Source organism: Candidatus Enterococcus avicola, from assembly GCF_047470845.1.
Classification (GTDB): Bacteria; Bacillota; Bacilli; order Lactobacillales; family Enterococcaceae; genus Enterococcus_D; species Enterococcus_D casseliflavus.
In genome coordinates, this window is sequence record NZ_JBLGTY010000004.1 from 182,934 (window position 1) to 198,142 (window position 15,209).

The 15,209-nt window shown below is 41.3% G+C and carries 18 protein-coding genes and 1 pseudogene; 7 read left to right on the forward strand and 12 right to left on the reverse strand.

Going from position 1 to position 15,209, the window contains the following annotated elements; translation table 11 throughout:
- Positions 1-90: 90 nt before the first annotated feature.
- The 6 genes from ACI3E5_RS05930 to gnd are packed head-to-tail and all read right to left on the reverse strand — an operon-like array spanning position 91 to position 5,369.
- Positions 91-597: a PTS sugar transporter subunit IIB gene (locus tag ACI3E5_RS05930; RefSeq protein WP_005228434.1), complete on the reverse strand. Its 507-nt coding sequence runs from the start codon at positions 595-597 to the stop codon at positions 91-93.
- 18 nt (positions 598-615) lie between these two features.
- A complete protein-coding gene (locus ACI3E5_RS05935; protein WP_074535421.1) occupies positions 616-1,473 on the reverse strand; it encodes a PTS system mannose/fructose/sorbose family transporter subunit IID in 858 nt (285 codons plus the stop codon).
- Positions 1,474-1,492: 19 nt separating this feature from the next.
- The gene (locus ACI3E5_RS05940) at positions 1,493-2,326 is read right to left on the reverse strand and encodes a PTS mannose/fructose/sorbose/N-acetylgalactosamine transporter subunit IIC (protein WP_005228432.1); all 834 of its coding nucleotides are present in this window, start codon (positions 2,324-2,326) and stop codon (positions 1,493-1,495) included.
- A gap of 11 nt (positions 2,327-2,337) precedes the next feature.
- Complete coding sequence (locus ACI3E5_RS05945; protein WP_498821040.1) at positions 2,338-3,441, reverse strand: iron-containing alcohol dehydrogenase family protein; 1,104 nt, start codon at positions 3,439-3,441, stop codon at positions 2,338-2,340.
- A 15-nt stretch (positions 3,442-3,456) separates the two neighbouring features.
- Complete coding sequence (locus ACI3E5_RS05950; RefSeq protein ID WP_010749950.1) at positions 3,457-4,458, reverse strand: D-isomer specific 2-hydroxyacid dehydrogenase family protein; 1,002 nt, start codon at positions 4,456-4,458, stop codon at positions 3,457-3,459.
- A gap of 11 nt (positions 4,459-4,469) precedes the next feature.
- Positions 4,470-5,369 (reverse strand): phosphogluconate dehydrogenase (NAD(+)-dependent, decarboxylating), encoded by a 900-nt coding sequence (gene gnd, locus ACI3E5_RS05955; RefSeq protein ID WP_074933192.1) that lies wholly within the window; start codon positions 5,367-5,369, stop codon positions 4,470-4,472.
- A gap of 152 nt (positions 5,370-5,521) precedes the next feature.
- Between gnd and ACI3E5_RS05960 the strand changes: the two genes are divergently transcribed.
- Positions 5,522-6,373 (forward strand): MurR/RpiR family transcriptional regulator, encoded by an 852-nt coding sequence (locus ACI3E5_RS05960; protein WP_005228428.1) that lies wholly within the window; start codon positions 5,522-5,524, stop codon positions 6,371-6,373.
- 254 nt (positions 6,374-6,627) lie between these two features.
- On the opposite strand, the gene ACI3E5_RS05965 is transcribed toward ACI3E5_RS05960, so the two are convergent.
- The 3 genes from ACI3E5_RS05965 to ACI3E5_RS05975 all read right to left on the reverse strand — a co-directional run bounded on the left by ACI3E5_RS05965 (position 6,628) and on the right by ACI3E5_RS05975 (position 9,196).
- Positions 6,628-6,999 (reverse strand): YccF domain-containing protein, encoded by a 372-nt coding sequence (locus ACI3E5_RS05965; protein WP_413132340.1) that lies wholly within the window; start codon positions 6,997-6,999, stop codon positions 6,628-6,630.
- Positions 7,000-7,161: 162 nt separating this feature from the next.
- On the reverse strand, positions 7,162-8,226 hold the full coding sequence (locus tag ACI3E5_RS05970) for a DUF1002 domain-containing protein (protein ID WP_008380562.1): 1,065 nt from the start codon (positions 8,224-8,226) through the stop codon (positions 7,162-7,164).
- 301 nt (positions 8,227-8,527) lie between these two features.
- Positions 8,528-9,196, reverse strand: coding sequence for a CPBP family intramembrane glutamic endopeptidase (locus ACI3E5_RS05975; RefSeq protein ID WP_395997499.1), 669 nt, complete (start codon positions 9,194-9,196; stop codon positions 8,528-8,530).
- Positions 9,197-9,586: 390 nt separating this feature from the next.
- Here ACI3E5_RS05975 and ACI3E5_RS05980 point away from each other — a divergent pair, with 390 nt between their 5' ends.
- From ACI3E5_RS05980 to ACI3E5_RS05990, 3 genes are read left to right on the forward strand one after another with little or no spacing between them, the layout of a single operon-like run.
- Entirely contained in the window at positions 9,587-10,561 is a 975-nt protein-coding gene (locus tag ACI3E5_RS05980) for an ABC transporter ATP-binding protein (RefSeq protein ID WP_140965290.1), read from the forward strand.
- A complete protein-coding gene (locus ACI3E5_RS05985; protein WP_395997500.1) occupies positions 10,558-11,361 on the forward strand; it encodes an ABC transporter permease in 804 nt (267 codons plus the stop codon). The genes ACI3E5_RS05980 and ACI3E5_RS05985 overlap by 4 nt, the downstream gene beginning before the upstream one ends.
- A 5-nt stretch (positions 11,362-11,366) precedes the next feature.
- Positions 11,367-12,140 (forward strand): ABC transporter permease, encoded by a 774-nt coding sequence (locus tag ACI3E5_RS05990; protein ID WP_086291731.1) that lies wholly within the window; start codon positions 11,367-11,369, stop codon positions 12,138-12,140.
- Positions 12,141-12,275: 135 nt separating this feature from the next.
- On the opposite strand, the gene ACI3E5_RS05995 is transcribed toward ACI3E5_RS05990, so the two are convergent.
- On the reverse strand, positions 12,276-12,491 hold the full coding sequence (locus ACI3E5_RS05995; RefSeq protein ID WP_325816010.1) for a hypothetical protein: 216 nt from the start codon (positions 12,489-12,491) through the stop codon (positions 12,276-12,278).
- Positions 12,492-12,719: 228 nt separating this feature from the next.
- Positions 12,720-13,346 (reverse strand): restriction endonuclease, encoded by a 627-nt coding sequence (locus tag ACI3E5_RS06000; RefSeq protein WP_016608429.1) that lies wholly within the window; start codon positions 13,344-13,346, stop codon positions 12,720-12,722.
- Positions 13,347-14,131: 785 nt separating this feature from the next.
- Between ACI3E5_RS06000 and ACI3E5_RS06005 the strand changes: the two genes are divergently transcribed.
- The 3 genes and pseudogenes from ACI3E5_RS06005 (at position 14,132) to ACI3E5_RS06015 (ending at position 14,885) form a co-directional block, all read left to right on the forward strand.
- Positions 14,132-14,422: a DUF5960 family protein gene (locus ACI3E5_RS06005; protein WP_498821045.1), complete on the forward strand. Its 291-nt coding sequence runs from the start codon at positions 14,132-14,134 to the stop codon at positions 14,420-14,422.
- Position 14,423: 1 nt separating this feature from the next.
- Positions 14,424-14,690 (forward strand): hypothetical protein, encoded by a 267-nt coding sequence (locus ACI3E5_RS06010; RefSeq protein WP_498821047.1) that lies wholly within the window; start codon positions 14,424-14,426, stop codon positions 14,688-14,690.
- A pseudogene (locus ACI3E5_RS06015) lies at positions 14,584-14,885 on the forward strand (hypothetical protein). Before ACI3E5_RS06010 ends, ACI3E5_RS06015 begins: the two are co-directional and overlap by 107 nt.
- Here the strand turns inward: ACI3E5_RS06015 and ACI3E5_RS06020 are convergent.
- Positions 14,872-15,201 carry a hypothetical protein gene (locus ACI3E5_RS06020; RefSeq protein WP_498821049.1) on the reverse strand — a complete coding sequence of 110 codons (330 nt, stop codon included), beginning with the start codon at positions 15,199-15,201 and terminating at the stop codon, positions 14,872-14,874. The pseudogene ACI3E5_RS06015 and the gene ACI3E5_RS06020 sit on opposite strands and share 14 nt — an antisense overlap.
- Positions 15,202-15,209 lie beyond the last annotated feature (8 nt).

The window sequence follows — 15,209 nt, forward strand, 5'->3', positions numbered from 1 at the left end:
TATTCACAAATTACTGACAAGGAAGGAGGAACTCTATTTTTATAAGATCCTCCGCCTTCCTCTTCAACAGATGACGAACGCGCTCATTGATTACAAATTGAACTGCTTCAACACATCTTTAAGCGTTGATTTCGGTGCAGAAGGTGTTGCTTGAAAATAGATTGATTCCACACCGTACGCTTCGTTCATTTCTTTGAGTTTTTGCGCATCAGCTTGATTTAAATAAACAGATTTCGTTACCAAGAGATCTTTCTCGGGATCTTTTTGGGCGATACCGCCTATGTTCAATTCTTTCATTGGCACGCCGTGTTTGACTAAGTCGTACATCACACTGACGGTTTTAGCGATCAAAATACAGTTGTAATCTTTGAAGTTGTATTCATCCCAGTAAAATTTGGCTTTTTCTGGTGTAACGACGATCGTTTTTTGCCCTGTGCGGCTACCGGCATTTTTGTATAATTCTCGCATGAACTTATCCTTAGCTACTACCTCATCCACTACAAAAATCGAGTTGACTCCGCTTTTTTGTGACAAGGTCATCATGACCTGCCCATGGATCAATCGTTCATCTACTCGTGCTAAATTTACTACACCCATTTTTTCCACTTCCTTTTCTTATAAAATACCGACACCGGCTAAAATAATCAGAATCAAGGTCAGCCATAGTAATGCTTGCGTGACTTTTAATCCTTTCTTTGTATAGAACCAGTAGACGCCCATTACAACTGCTAACGGCAAGATCCCTGGTACAATCTGATCAAGGATATCTTGGATAATAAATTCTCGTCCAGAAATATCAAACTGCAGCGAAGAACTGACTTTGACATAGTTTCCAGCCAGAACCCCCATCATAAACAAACCGAGAACCGACAGTGTTTCAATTGCGGTTTGGACGCCTGTACTCTGCATCAAACCAGTTGCATTGCGCCCCATCGAAAATGCTTGACGGGCGAAAAACATTCCTAGAGAAACTTGATACAGTGCAAAGCAAATGAATGGGAACAACGCACCTAGTGGACTTCCTTGCTGTGCCCAAGGAACAGCAATCGCAATAAAGATATATTGAACGGTTCCTGAGTCGATGGCATCTCCGATTCCTGCTAAAGCACCCATCAAACCAGCTTTCGTGTTGTACATTAGATCATCTTGCATCAAAATCTCTTTTTTCTCATGCTCTTCCTCGGCCCGCTGTTGTTCCATTGATGACATCAGCCCAGTGATGACTCCGCCACCCCAACTCAGCTGGGTATTGAAAAACAGCAGTTGGCGTTTGTAGGCAGCTTTCAGTGCCTCATCGTCTTTGTAAAGTTTGCGCAAAATCGGCATCATGGCGTATAAAAGTGAGGGTGATAAATACCGTTCAAATGAATGCGGGATCTCATTGGCGAAATGCCATCTTAGGTATGCTTTTGTGACATCTTTCTTCGTGATTTCTTCTGGTGCGCCTTGCGCTTTTTGAATTGTTTCGGTCATTACTGCTCCTCCTTATCGATTAGAACCCGTCATCATAGTCATCGTCATCATCAAAGGATGGTGATGCTGTATTCGTTTCTGGGGCTGGGACCAATTTTCCTTTTTGTGACTGAACAAAAATCAACGCGATCAAAATGCCAAAAATCGCATAGGTGACCATGGTAATTTCCAGCGAACTGAAAACTACACTCATGAAATAGGCCAAGAAGAAAAAGACCATATAATCTTTTCGACCGATCACATAGACGGTAGTTGCAATCCCGATCGCTGCCAATCCTCCGCCGACTACTTCTAAAATATGAATAACGACTGTCCCCTCAAGAGCATTGATGACATCAGCAATCAGTGGAGCGCCTAAATAAAGTGCAATAAATACCAGCGGAACAAATAAAATAAATGAAGCCAGCGTTGGGTATAAAATAATTGAACGCGTCATTGCCTTGGCATTAAGATCTTCTACTGCTTTATCCGTATACTTTCCTAAGAAGGTATTGATAAAGAAACGGAACTGATACAAATAACTCCCTAGCAACCCAACAGGAACCGCAACAGCAATCGCTGCTTCTGGTTGCAGATTTCCTAGTAAAGCTACCGGTACGGCAATCGCCGCAGCAATCGAAGGTTCCGCTGGCATGGATCCGCCAGGAGAAAATACCCCCATGTAAATCATTTGTAAAGCGGCAGTAACGATCATGGCTTGAGCCACATTTCCCATCACCAGTCCGACAACTAATCCCGTCATCAATGGTGAAAAACGTAAAGTCAGTGTGGCGCCTCCGCCGAGCCAACGAGACATGACTGCTGCAACCCATAGCGCAATCAGTAAACTTTGTGTAACACTTAATGTATCCATTTTTCCTCCTCCTAAACTTCTTTCAAATAGTTTTCTAAATCAAGAACAGCTTCTTTCAAGCGTTCTTTGGTGATTAAGACTGGAATCAAGTGTACTTTTTCTTTCGAATCTATGAACTGCACCAACTGATCGATGACTTGTGCATCTTCAGGAAAAATACCCATTTGATATAAACTCATTGGTAAGTGCAATTCTTGATAAAAGGGGATCAACTGATCGATGACCGTCCATTTTTCTTCAAGGGCTAATTGATAAAACATCCCATAGGCAACCTTTTCCCCGTGAAGAAAACGATGACTTTCAGGCATATATTTACTGATGGCATCATGCATCGCATGCGCTGCTGCATTGCGGGCATATTTATCGCCTAGCCCGCCTACCATTCCAGCAACTGCAATAACGATCTCCGACAAGTGACAAAAGGCGTCTGTCACTTTCTGCCGCTTCATATCTTCAATCGCTTGTTTCGATTGTGTCAAAATAGCTGTTTCGCATAATTTTGCTGTATAGCCTGCCATTTGCAAGAAGGGCTCATTTTTCAAATGTGGTTGGGCTAAGATGGCTTCCGATTCAATCCACTTTGCCAACGTATCTGCTAAACCGGCGATGAAGTAGGAGACTGGTGCATCGATCACTAACGTCGGATCGGTAATCAAAAAAGCAGCCTGTCTTAAATAGTGTTCCGACTTTCCTTCAGATTCTCCCGACTCTTTATACATGACAGACAAGGGTGTCCATGGTGCACAATTACTGGCCAATGTTGGGATCAGTCCAAAGGGGCGGTTGACTACATGTGCTGCATATCCCACTAAGTCGGCTAACTTCCCGCCGCCAACCCCCAGAATAAAATCGATCGCCAGTTCTTCAACAAGATCAGCAATCAGCCCAGCGCCATAATAGCTGCATTCTCCCGTGTAGCGATGATAAAAAATTTCCAAATGCGCATCTTCTAAAAAGAGTAATTTTGGTTTTGCTTTTTCCCATGAAACCGTTCCATGTACGAGCAGCAGTCGTTTTACTTTGTACTCTTTTAATACTTCCGGCACATAGTCGATCGCGCCTTCATGGTAACGATAAACTTGCGGTCCAACCTTTACTTTTAAATCCGTTAGCACGAGTTTCACTCTCCTTTATACAGCCAAAAACCGACTTTCCGCTTGAACAGCACGGTCTGGCAGCAGCCCCTTAACGATTCGTTCAATATCCGTTACACATTTGTTTCCCATCTCTTCTAAGCATTCCATAGTATAAGCCGATGTATGCGGTGTCATAACTACATTTTCAAAAGCTAAATACGGATGATCTTTATGACCAGGCTCTTCCTCTAAGACATCGGTGGCAAGACCAGCGATTTTCCCGCTTTTTAATCCGCTTACAATTGCCTCTTCATTCAAAAGTGCACCACGGGCACTATTGGAGAGATATACTTGATCTTTCATTTTTGAAATTTCTTCAAAGGAAATCATATGATAATTTTCCTCCGTCAAGTTAGCACATAGACAAATAATATCTGATTTTGCTAGCAGCTCGTCTAGCTCGACTTTTTTTCCGCCATAGCTTTGAATATGCAAAGCGGACTTATATGGATCGTATGCCAAAACCTCGCAGCGGAAACCATTTCTCAATATTTCTACTACACAACTTCCAGTATTGCCGACACCGATCACCCCTACCGTCTTGTTAAATAATGCGCGTCCGACAAAGTTCGCTCGTTTTTCCCATTGATCTTCGCGGACCTTTGTATTCGATTCAACTGTACAGCGCAGAAGCGCCAATAGATTGGTCACATTATTTTCTGCTACTGCATCTCGCTCGACCAAAGCTGGAATGATCGAAACAATCGTTTGGTGGTCCTTCGCTGCTTCTAAATCAATATTGTTATAGCCGATCCCGTGGCGTGTGATCAGTAGCAATTCATCTTTATACTCAAAAAACTCTTTGGTAAAAAATGGGGTAACACTTGCTATAATGATGTTGTATCCCTTAAGCTTTTCTGCTAATTCTTTCCCATTGATTTCGCTATCGAACGTGAAATGACTGACAGTTCCGATTGCTTTCAACCGCTCGATATGCTGCGGAAAGATTTTTCCAAAGCTGCTGGAATTCACTATAGCGATCTTAAACTGTTCCATATTCTTCCTCCTTACTCTTTTGCAACAATCTCGTGACCACCAAAACCATTCCTTAGCGCAGAGACGACTTTTGCTGAGAAACTGTCTTCTTCTTGGGACAAATTTCTCATAAACAAACTCATAGCGATCGTCGGTACAGCAACATTCATCTCCAAAGCCGTTTCCACTGTCCACCTAGCTTCACCAGAAGCTGCAACAACCCCGCGATATTCCTCCAACTTAGGGCTCTCATTAAATTGGGCCGCTGCGATTTCCATCAGCCAGCTGCGAATAACCGATCCATGATTCCATACCTCTGCGACGGAAGCCAAATCAAAGTCATAGGCACTTTGTTCAATCAATTGAAAGCCTTCACCGATGGCTTGCATCATTCCGTATTCGATACCGTTATGGACCATCTTTAGAAAATGACCGCTTCCTGATTCCCCTGCATAAAGGTAGCCTCCTAAAACAGCCACATCTGCAAACAAAGATTCCACCTCTGAAAAAGCGATTTCATTCCCGCCAATCATCAAACATGCATCTTTTCTAGCTCCGGAAACCCCACCAGAAGTCCCACAATCAAAGTAATGCACCTCTTTTTCTTTAAACCAGGCTGCTCGGCGAATCGAATCTTTGTAATTAGAATTTCCGCCTTCAATCACGATGTCTTTCGCTGATACAAGGGGCCATAGTTCTTCAAGAATCCCCTCAGTCACAGTTCCCGCAGGAAGCATCAACCATAAAACCCGTCGGCCGCTAAAAGAATTCGTCAAATTAGCTAGCGTTTGATAGAGTGTAATTCCAGCTTCTTGCGCTGTTTTCTGCGCATGTATCGAAAGATCCAGCCCTTTTACTTGATAACCTTGATCTTTTAAATTGAGGGCCAAGTTCAATCCCATTTTTCCAAGTCCGATAATTCCTATCTCCATGACAGCGCCTCCATTTCATACTTTCATTATACAAAAAAATATTTTTTTGTAAACATAAAAAATAAAAATAATTTTTATTTGCTTTTTTTCTTTAAAAGAGGTAACGTAACAATACAAAGATAATAATGTTCATATAAAGGAGGTAACCGTCTTTGACTGTTTCGATTCGCCTGCAAATAAAAACGCTTTATAAAGACTTAAGTCTCAAAGAACAAGCGATTGCCGACTACATTTTGGAAAATCCTAGTAAAGTCAGCCACAGTTCAATCAGTGATTTATCCAATGAATTAGGCATCGCTGATTCGACCTTTTTTCAATTCACAAAAAAACTCGGTTACAACGGATTTAAAGACTTCAAAATGGCAATGCTGATGCAGGAAAATGATTTTTCTGCCATTTCGATCCATGAAAATATCCAGAAGTCTGATAATGAATTGACTATGGCTCAAAAAGTATTTGATTCCAATATGACCACATTGACTGATACCAAAAATCTTTTGAAAGAAGAAGATTTAAAGCTTGCTGCTGCAATGATCAATCAATCTAAACGACTTTTTTTCTTCGGCGTTGGTGGCTCAGAGATCGTGGCAACCGATGCCTATCACAAATTTTTGCGCTCGCCGATCACTGTTTTTCACAGCAGTGATTATCACATCCAACTGATGGAGGCTTCATTGTTGACGCCAGATGATTGCGGCATTTTTATCTCTCATACTGGAAAATCAAGAGAAACCATTGAACTAGCTCAAGTTGCCAAAAACAATGGTGCCAAAATTATCGTCATTACTAGCCATGCTGCTTCCCCTTTAGCCAAACTCGGCGACGTGGTTTTCATCTCTATTTCCGAAGAAACTGAGTTTCGCTCAGAGGCATTGGCATCCAGAATCGCTCAACTGAGCATCATGGATTCCCTCTATGTCATCTTAATGTTTATTAATCGAGACAAAGCGCAACAATCGATTGCCAAAATTCGACGCTCCATTTCAAAAATCAAAGAACCCTGAGAAGGGAAGAAAAAACTTACATTTTTCTGCGTTTCGCTAATTCTTTTGTGAATCACAGTTGATATGCAAAAAAACTTGTGCGCTTTTTCTGTACTCTTCGTTGGTTTCTTATCAACTTTTTCAGTTCTGAATCTCAAATGCGCTGAGCCTGCCAAAAATCTTGTCCTTTACTCTTGCTAATGTTCGCAAAAAACCACATCACAAAGCTATCCGCTCTGTAATGTGGTTTTTTAAGACTATCTTTTTTAGGTAAATCAATAACGACTAGACACAATCTCTGCTCCAAAGGGCATCAACGCTAAGCGCGCCATTTTCAATGATTGCGCCGCAAATGGAATGCCGATGATCGTGATGGCTAGAATGACTGCACTAGCTAAATGGCCTAAAGCCAGTGGTATACCAGAAAAAATCAACCATAAAATATTTAGAATCACGGACACGCCACCGCCACGGTAAACGATGTCTTTCCCAAATGGTGCGAGTGACAACGTCGCAAACTTAAAACATTGTAGACCAATGGGAATGCCGATGATGGTGATACACCATAAACACCCAGCCAAAAACCATGAGACCGCACCGATCAAGCCGCCAAAGACAAACCAAATCACGTTGCCTAAAAAATTCATCTGATTACCCTCCTTCTTTTTTTAATAAAGACTGCTCCTGTTTTAGCAAAGAAAGCAGAGGACATCGAAAGCACTCAGACGTGCGCTATCGTCTGGTGCTCCTTCCCCTGCGCGCTTCTCTTTTTTCTTAATACAAGCAAAATGTGTTATTTTGTAAAATGCTTATTGCCCAGAATCAACGGTTGATTCGCTGCTATTGTTGGACTCATTTGAGTCATTGCCGAAGACACCGGTGATCGAAGACCAGATGCCACTAAAGAAGCTCTTGATATTTTCCCAAAGTCCCTTAGAGGTTTCTTCGATTTGCTTGCGGGCTTCTGACAGATCCAATTCTTTGATGAAGTCATCGAAGATATTGTTGTCTCGCATGTCGCTCATCAAAGAGGTCAATTCAGAAATTTGATTTTCCGTAACGATTCCTTCCAGTCCGTTGTCTTTCAAGGCTTTTTCTACTGTCTCTTGAATATCGGCTTGGGTTAATTCCGTACCATCTGCGGTTTGAGCAGCCAAATCGGTTTTCGCTTGTTCTTGCGCTGCATTCAAAGCTTCATCGGAATAGCCTTCTTTGTCTTTATTCTCTTCGGTGATCGTAGACAGTACATCCATCTCATCTTGAGCTACGGCTACTCGATTCTGATTGATGACACCGCCTGATTCTTCAACGATTTTGTATACCCCAGCTAAAGCTCCGGAACCGTCGATCGGTACGGCAGAAGCGACCGTTAGCTTCGCATCAGTGATCCCTGCCGTCAGCGCTGCATTTTGGTACTGGGCTGCAGTGATGCGGGTAATGTTATCTGGTGTCGCGATATCGACAGTGATTCCTGCCCCGCTTTCTAGCGTCTGCATTCTGACCGAGCTATAGACCGCCCAATCTGCAGTAAAGCCGCCATCGGGAATGTATTTCATCAAGTCATTACCGTTTGTCGTATAAATCGGTGTCTCGCCTTGGATGCCTAAGCGCTCAAGTGTGTAGTCTTCTTGTGCTTTCGTCAAGGCATTTCCGATCGCCACGGCATTGACTTGCAAACGATCTGAACTGCTGTCAGAAGTACTTGTTTGACTGTCGGTAGTGGCTGTCGTTGCGGTAGAACTGCTTGTTGCAGTGGAACTGCTGGTCGTTGAATTGGTTTCGTCAGCAAAAACTTGTGGTGCTGCTAATAAAACTTGGCTAGATACCAAGAGAGTCGCTAAAATCATCGCTGGTTTTCGAGTCTGTTTTTTCATCACTATATCCTCCAAGTGTTGATCTCTTTTTCAGGGATTTTTCCCTCTTACTGCTGTTATTGTACTATAGGTTTTCTTGCAAAGCCTACGTCTAGGGTCTGAAATGAAGAAAAACTTAGAACTCTGGTGCTATTTAAAAAAGGCGCAATTTGGTATTATCCTTGGTACAGCAATACTTTAGACGCTTTTCTTTTCATCAACTGTTTTTTTAGCAAAACCAACAGCGTAGGATTTCAAACAGCTGCCAGAGTAAACAAAAACCACCGAATCGTTTTGATTTGGTGGTTTTTTGCTGACTTTCTTATCCTAGCAAGATCATTGCGATCGCCGCCAAGGCGTTGTTGAGAAAATGCATGGCGATGGCTGTTTCTAGACGCTTAGTTTTTACATAAATCAACGCCATGATCAGTCCCATAGCACCATAAATCAAAAATTCGACCAGATTGGTGACGGAATGGATGATACTAAAAACTGCTACACTTGAAATGATCCCGACTATTGGGTATTTCTCGAATAAAAGGCCAATAAACCCACCACGAAAAACGATCTCTTCCATAATTGGCGCAGCAACAGCGATCAATAAAAAGATCAAAAGCGGATTTTCGCCTGTAAACAGTTCCCCTAACAATGCATCATTGGCGGTCGCCTCTTGATCGGATATATGCTGCAGATAGAGCGTTCCGCCAACTGCAACGACTCGACCTAAAACAAACCCTCCGACGATCCATAGCCAATTTTTCTTCGTTGACCAGCCAAAGTCAAAGGTGGCAAGCCCTAGCTTCCGAGCCAAATACATCATCAGGCCAATGTTTGCCAAAAGCAAGGCAATCAATCCGTAGCTCATCATCGCAGGAATCCTCGGCTCTCCGGCTTCCAAATAATAGATTTTTACCACACTGAATACGGTCATCCCTACTTGACTAAGTAAGAATAAGCCAATCAAAATAAATAAGTTCTTTACTGCTTTCATGCTCTCCTCCTTTTTTCTCATTGCATTTTGCAGGATTGGGTTACGACAAATCATGACACAGCTCATCACTTGGTTCCCCATATATCCAGAAACAAGCCGCTATCGGCTTGTTTCTAATGATACTGAGTTTCTTCAGTATTTACAACAAATAAAAAATAAAAACAGTTATTTTGCGTATTTTATCCAATAAACCACGTTTTTTCTTTTGCAGCTCTCAAAAAAATATAAGTAATGTTTGAAAAAAGCGCTCTCTTATGCTACACTGATCCTACTTTTGTTTGGCTGACGAACCGCTGCCCCAACCATGTTCGTTTGGACCAACTCGTTGCGAGTATTCGATTTCGAATGCTCTTTTTGTCGCGTTTGTCAAAAGAAAGTGAGTGAATCCAAATGATCCAAGTAGAACACCTCAGCAAGACCTTCCAAGTATCCAAGCGAAAAAGCGGCTTTCGCCAAGCAGCCAAAGCCTTTCTTTCTCGTGAAACCACCACCGTCCATGCATTGCAAGACATCAGCTTTACCATCAATGAGGGCGAAATGGTTGGCTATATCGGGCCTAATGGTGCTGGAAAAAGTACCACCATCAAAATCATGTGTGGGATTTTGACCCCTGATCAAGGCGTTTGTCACATCAATGGTCGTACCCCTTGGCAAGAACGTATCCAACATGTCAAAGACATCGGCGTCGTCTTCGGTCAGCGCAGTCAACTCTGGTGGGATGTCCCCGTCAATGACAGCTTTGATTTGATCCGTGATATCTACAAAGTCGACGCTGCTAGTTATCAGCGCAACCTAGAAGAATTAGTCACCTTACTAGATTTAGGTGAGATCTTAAAAACCCCGGCTCGTTCCTTGAGTCTCGGTCAGCGTATGCGCTGTGAGATCGCCGCCTCCTTACTCCATGACCCCAAAATCTTATTTCTTGATGAACCCACCATCGGTTTAGATGCTGTATCAAAAATTGCTGTGCGTCAGTTCATCAAAAAAAGAAACCAAGAAAAAGGCACCACAGTTATCCTGACGACCCACGATATGCAAGACATCGAGGCGCTGACACAACGAATTCTGTTGATCGGCAAAGGGCAAATTTTGCTGGATGGTCGCCTTGATGAACTAAAGCATCGTTTTTCTGATGTCAAAACGCTGGAGATCGACTATCAAGGGAAGGAGCCCCATCTGCCAGAAAATGTCCAGCTGCTTCAAAAAGACGTTGGTCGCCTGGTTCTGAAGCTTAATCCCAAAGAAGTGTCAGTCGCTCAGCTGCTCAGTCTGCTCAGCAATCAAGTCGAGATCACCGATTTGGCCGTTGCCAGTATCACCGCCGAAGAAATGGTCGCCAAGCTGTATCAGGAGTATCAAATATGAGGAAGTATCAGGCATTTTTCCGCATTCGCTTTATCAATACCTTGCAATACCGCTCGGCGGCGATTGCCGGGATGGCTACACAACTAGCTTGGGGCTTGATGGAGATTCTGGCATTCCACGCCTTTTACCAAGCAGATCCTAGTACCTTTCCCATGACCTTTCAACAAACCGTCTCCTATGTTTGGCTCCAGCAAGCCTTCTTATCCTTGTTTATGTTGTGGTTCTTTGAGGCAGAAATTTTCGATACCATCACCAAAGGGTCGATCGCCTACGAACTTGTGCGGCCGATGGATCTATACAATCGCTGGTTTTGCCAATCGGCTGCCAATCGCTTAGCAAAAGCCCTCTTGCGTTGCGGACCAATTTTTGTGATTGCCTTTTTACTACCAGCCCCTTATCGCTTGATTCTGCCAACAAACGTCGCTGCCCTGTTCTTGTTTCTTTTGTCGATGGTGCTGAGTTTAGGTGTAGTGATCGCTATGTCGCAGCTGGTCTACATCTCAACTTTTTATACATTATCCTCCATCGGGGTGCGGATCGTCATCAGCTCCATCGGTGAATTTTTAGCTGGCGGGGTCATTCCTCTGCCTTTCTTTCCGCAGCCTTTTCGCCAATTCGTGGAACTATTGCCTTTTGCTTCCATGCAAAACGTCCCGCTGCGAATTTACAATGGGGATCTGACTGGCTTTGCGCTGGTTTCCGCATTGCTCTTACAAGCCTTTTGGCTCGTACTTTTGATCGTGATCGGAAAAATTTGGCTGCAGCAGGCACTCAAGCGTGTCGTTGTGCAAGGAGGTTAAGGAATATGGTTTATTGGCATTATTTTTGTATTCATATCAAAAGTCAGATGCAGTATAAAGTTTCCTTTATGTTAACTGCTTTGGGACAATTTCTAGGTTCCTTTACTGCTTTTTTAGGCATTTGGTTTATGTTTACGCGGTTTCATCAAGTGGATGGCTTTACCTTTGAGGAAGTCCTGCTTTCCTTTGCGACGGTTTTGTTTGCCTTTTCGATTGCGGAATGCTTCTTTCGCGGGTTCGATCTTTTTCCACAAATGATCAGTAATGGCGAGTTCGATCGGGCACTCGTGCGTCCCCGCTCCTTGATCTTTCAAGTCTTAGCTTCCAAAATGGAGTTCTCGCGTCTCGGTCGTTTTATTCAAGCCTTGCTGTTGTTTGCGTATGCGATTCCCAATAGTGGAATTGCTTGGCATTTTGGAAATGTCCTGACTCTTTTTCTAATGATCGTCTGCGGCGCCCTCTTTTTCGCCCTATTGTTCTTAGTGTATGCTGCCATTTCCTTCTTTACGATCCAAGGACTTGAATTTATGAATATTTTTACCGATGGTGCCCGCGAGTTTGGTCGCTACCCATTTAGTATCTACGGAAAACACGTCTTGCGTTTGTTGACCTACGTCGTGCCGATGGCTTGGTTTCAGTATTATCCGTTTTTGTATGTCATTGGTCGCGTAACTAATCCTTGGTGGATCTTATCACCCTTGGTTTGTCTACTCTTTGCCTTTCCCGCCTTCTTCTTTTGGCGAGTAGGTTTGAAGAATTATATTTCAACGGGTTCATAAGCCTCTCCCTTATTAAGCATCTTGCGGGAAAAGAGCGTCACTTTATGGGTGATGCTCTTTTTTTACTTTCCAATAGTTGTGAAATTGCTTCGCTTTTTTGATTGCATAACTACACCTGTCTTATGCAGTAAATAATTATTGTTTTAAAGACAAAAACTGGCTAGGAAAAGCCGCCAATCTCTGGTAAGATAAATAAAAACGTAAAAGAGGACCAGTTATGGAATATTTAGCGATTTTACTTGTTTTCTTTCTATTGAATGTAGTGATACTTGTACTTGGATTGAAGAAGAAACGAATCATGCTGCTTTTTCTGTCACTCTCTGGTTTATTGTTGGTTTGCTTGATTGCCATATCTTACGTTTTCTTCTATTCAAATACACTTTAAGTCGTCAAAAACACGGGAAGCTGGCTACGAACCTACCGAAACAACCGGGGCTGTTTTAGTCATTACACCCGACGTATAGGACATATTTGTTAAAATTAATTTGAGAAAAAAAATGACTGTGACATAAGTCGCGAAAAAAGCGTAATGAATAACGGATATCCGTTCATTCATTACGCTTTTCTCTTGTTCTTTTTTCATGATGAATAATTAAACGAGCTATACTCTCCACATGTTTCACAGATATAGTAATAGTTGCGTTTCTTCTTATTGTAAAGTTTCAACTTCTTCCCATTTTTACAACTCTTGCATTCTTCTAATTCAGTCAAGGTTTTATAATAAAATAACTCACTGATCATTTCTGGATAAAAATGCGCAAGCAGCTCAATCAGCTTTTTTCTGTCAACCAACAGTAGATTCTCACCGGCTATTTCTAATGCTTGATCTGTAAAAAAATGTGTAGTGATGAAAAGCCCATTGGGAAACCCTTTGTCTGGAAAAATCCCTTTAAATGCGGCAACAAGTGGCTTACTGATCCGCTCCGTTGTCTTTTGCGGATTCCAAGCTTTACATTGGACCGCTATTGCCTTTTTATTATTAGAAAAAGCATACACATCAATACCACCATCTTTGTAACCATCGATGTTTTGGACGGTATATCCCATCTTTTGTAAAATACATTCAGCAATATAATTCAAATCCTCCGATTTACAGGTTTCTAATTGAGCCACAATCTTTTTCAATTTTTTCGGGTATGTACGTTCATTAAAGTTGCTTAGTTCTGGTAAATTAATAACTTCCTTCTTTTTCTTAAATGAAAACATGTCTCTTCCTTTCTTGATTGTTTTGGATGTGATTAGTTAAAGCTTAGCTAGTAAGTGGTCTTTAATTATGTAGAATAAAACTGGTTCTTAAGAGAGGAAAAATCTACTTTTCTCAAAAAATCGTTTGATTTCGGCGAAATAAGTCAAAATAAGAAACTTATATAGGGATATTATTAATTTAATGATAATTTTATTTAAGCTAAAAGTCAATTGAAGCTTGAATATTCAATAACAATCGAAGGTTAAATCAAATCACTCTTGATCACTGCTTCATTTAAGAAAATTTTTAGATAGGATTCGTTATAGTGCTAATTTCCACATTCTTGTCTTACTGATCTATTGAGTCCTCTTACTTTACTTGTAACAGATTCTGAATGGTTTCTTTCATTTTAGCAGTTGAGTGTCTATTACCTATAAAAATAAAAAAAGGTTTCCCTCGTAAAAGGGAAACCTCAGAAATGTTGCCGAAACAACATTTGCAGTTATTTGTCTTATTCTGCAGCGTTTGTGTCTTTGAGACCCGTATTTCATATCTTTGAATTTATTAATAAGGTCTAGTATTTCTCAATTAGCTTAAATTCAGTTTTTTTAGTATTGTCATATACTCTATAATTTCTCTTGATTTCTTTTCGGGGTAGTCAAGGGGTAGTCAATCCGCCAGCATGAAACGAAACAACATACATAGTTTTCAAAGTCTGTGTTAGGCTTTTTTACTTTAATAATTTTTTCTGTTCGCTTTACAAAACGAACGTTTGTTCTTATAATTCTTGCAAGGAGTGATTGATATGCAAATACCATTAGCGCACCAGCGGACATATGCCTTTGAGCGTTACTATTATGAATTCGTCGAACGCATGGGTCCAGCTCAATTATTGTACGATCAATTTGTTAGAACCATGGAGAACTTCGGCAAACCCTACTTTACCGTGCCATCAAGCTATAGTGGATATCCTAAAGAATTAGCTTATGTATTTAAGAAAGACGGCGACAACTATCTCTTTGATCATGTTAGGACACAAGACAAGATTCTACGAAAATACGATCCTAGCATAAAATATAAGCCCGGCGGCAACTGATATGAATGTAATCAGTCAATATGAGCAGGGCTATTTATCTCTTTCTGAGTTTATTAATGAATTTCCGAACTCGATTTCTGAATCTCAGGAGTGCTTATTTGGAACTCGCTGTGTAGAGTTTTATGTTGCCGTCACATTAGTCAAAACTGATTGTCATTATTATGTGCAAAAATACGGAGGCGATCAATGTGAAATCATTGAAAGGTGTAGTTTCGAAGATACGAGTGTTGAAGATGAGCAAGACCCCTTTGGTGCGGTTCTCGCTTGATGGAGTGAACTGTTTAATTGCAGCGCATAGTTTAAACTTTCTAGCCGATGTGGATGAGGGAATGCAAATTGTGGTTGCTGGTGAGTATAATGGTAGAAATCAATTCATATCATAGTCCGGAATTATTCGGTGATTGGTAAGACGAAGATTATGATTGAATTTGAAGCAATGAAAAAAGACCTTAGCTTTCGCTAGGATCTTTTTTTGCTACATTTCCAAAACATTTAGCACATATCATTGTCTCTTTGTATTGATAATTATCATTATCGTCTTTATCATAATAATCATACTCGATAACAGCAACCTCTTTATTACACAAGTCACAATTAGTATCGTAGCCTTTTTCTTTATAACTTTCTATTGCCATAAGATTTACTTCACTCGGATATACATCGCAATGACAGGTTTGAGAATCCAAGTCATAGTCTGTCATTCTAAATCCTGGTTGACCATTTCTTGTTTTAGAAATCTCAAAAAAACCATCCGAACAAATTGGACATTTGTAAGACATAAAAAACC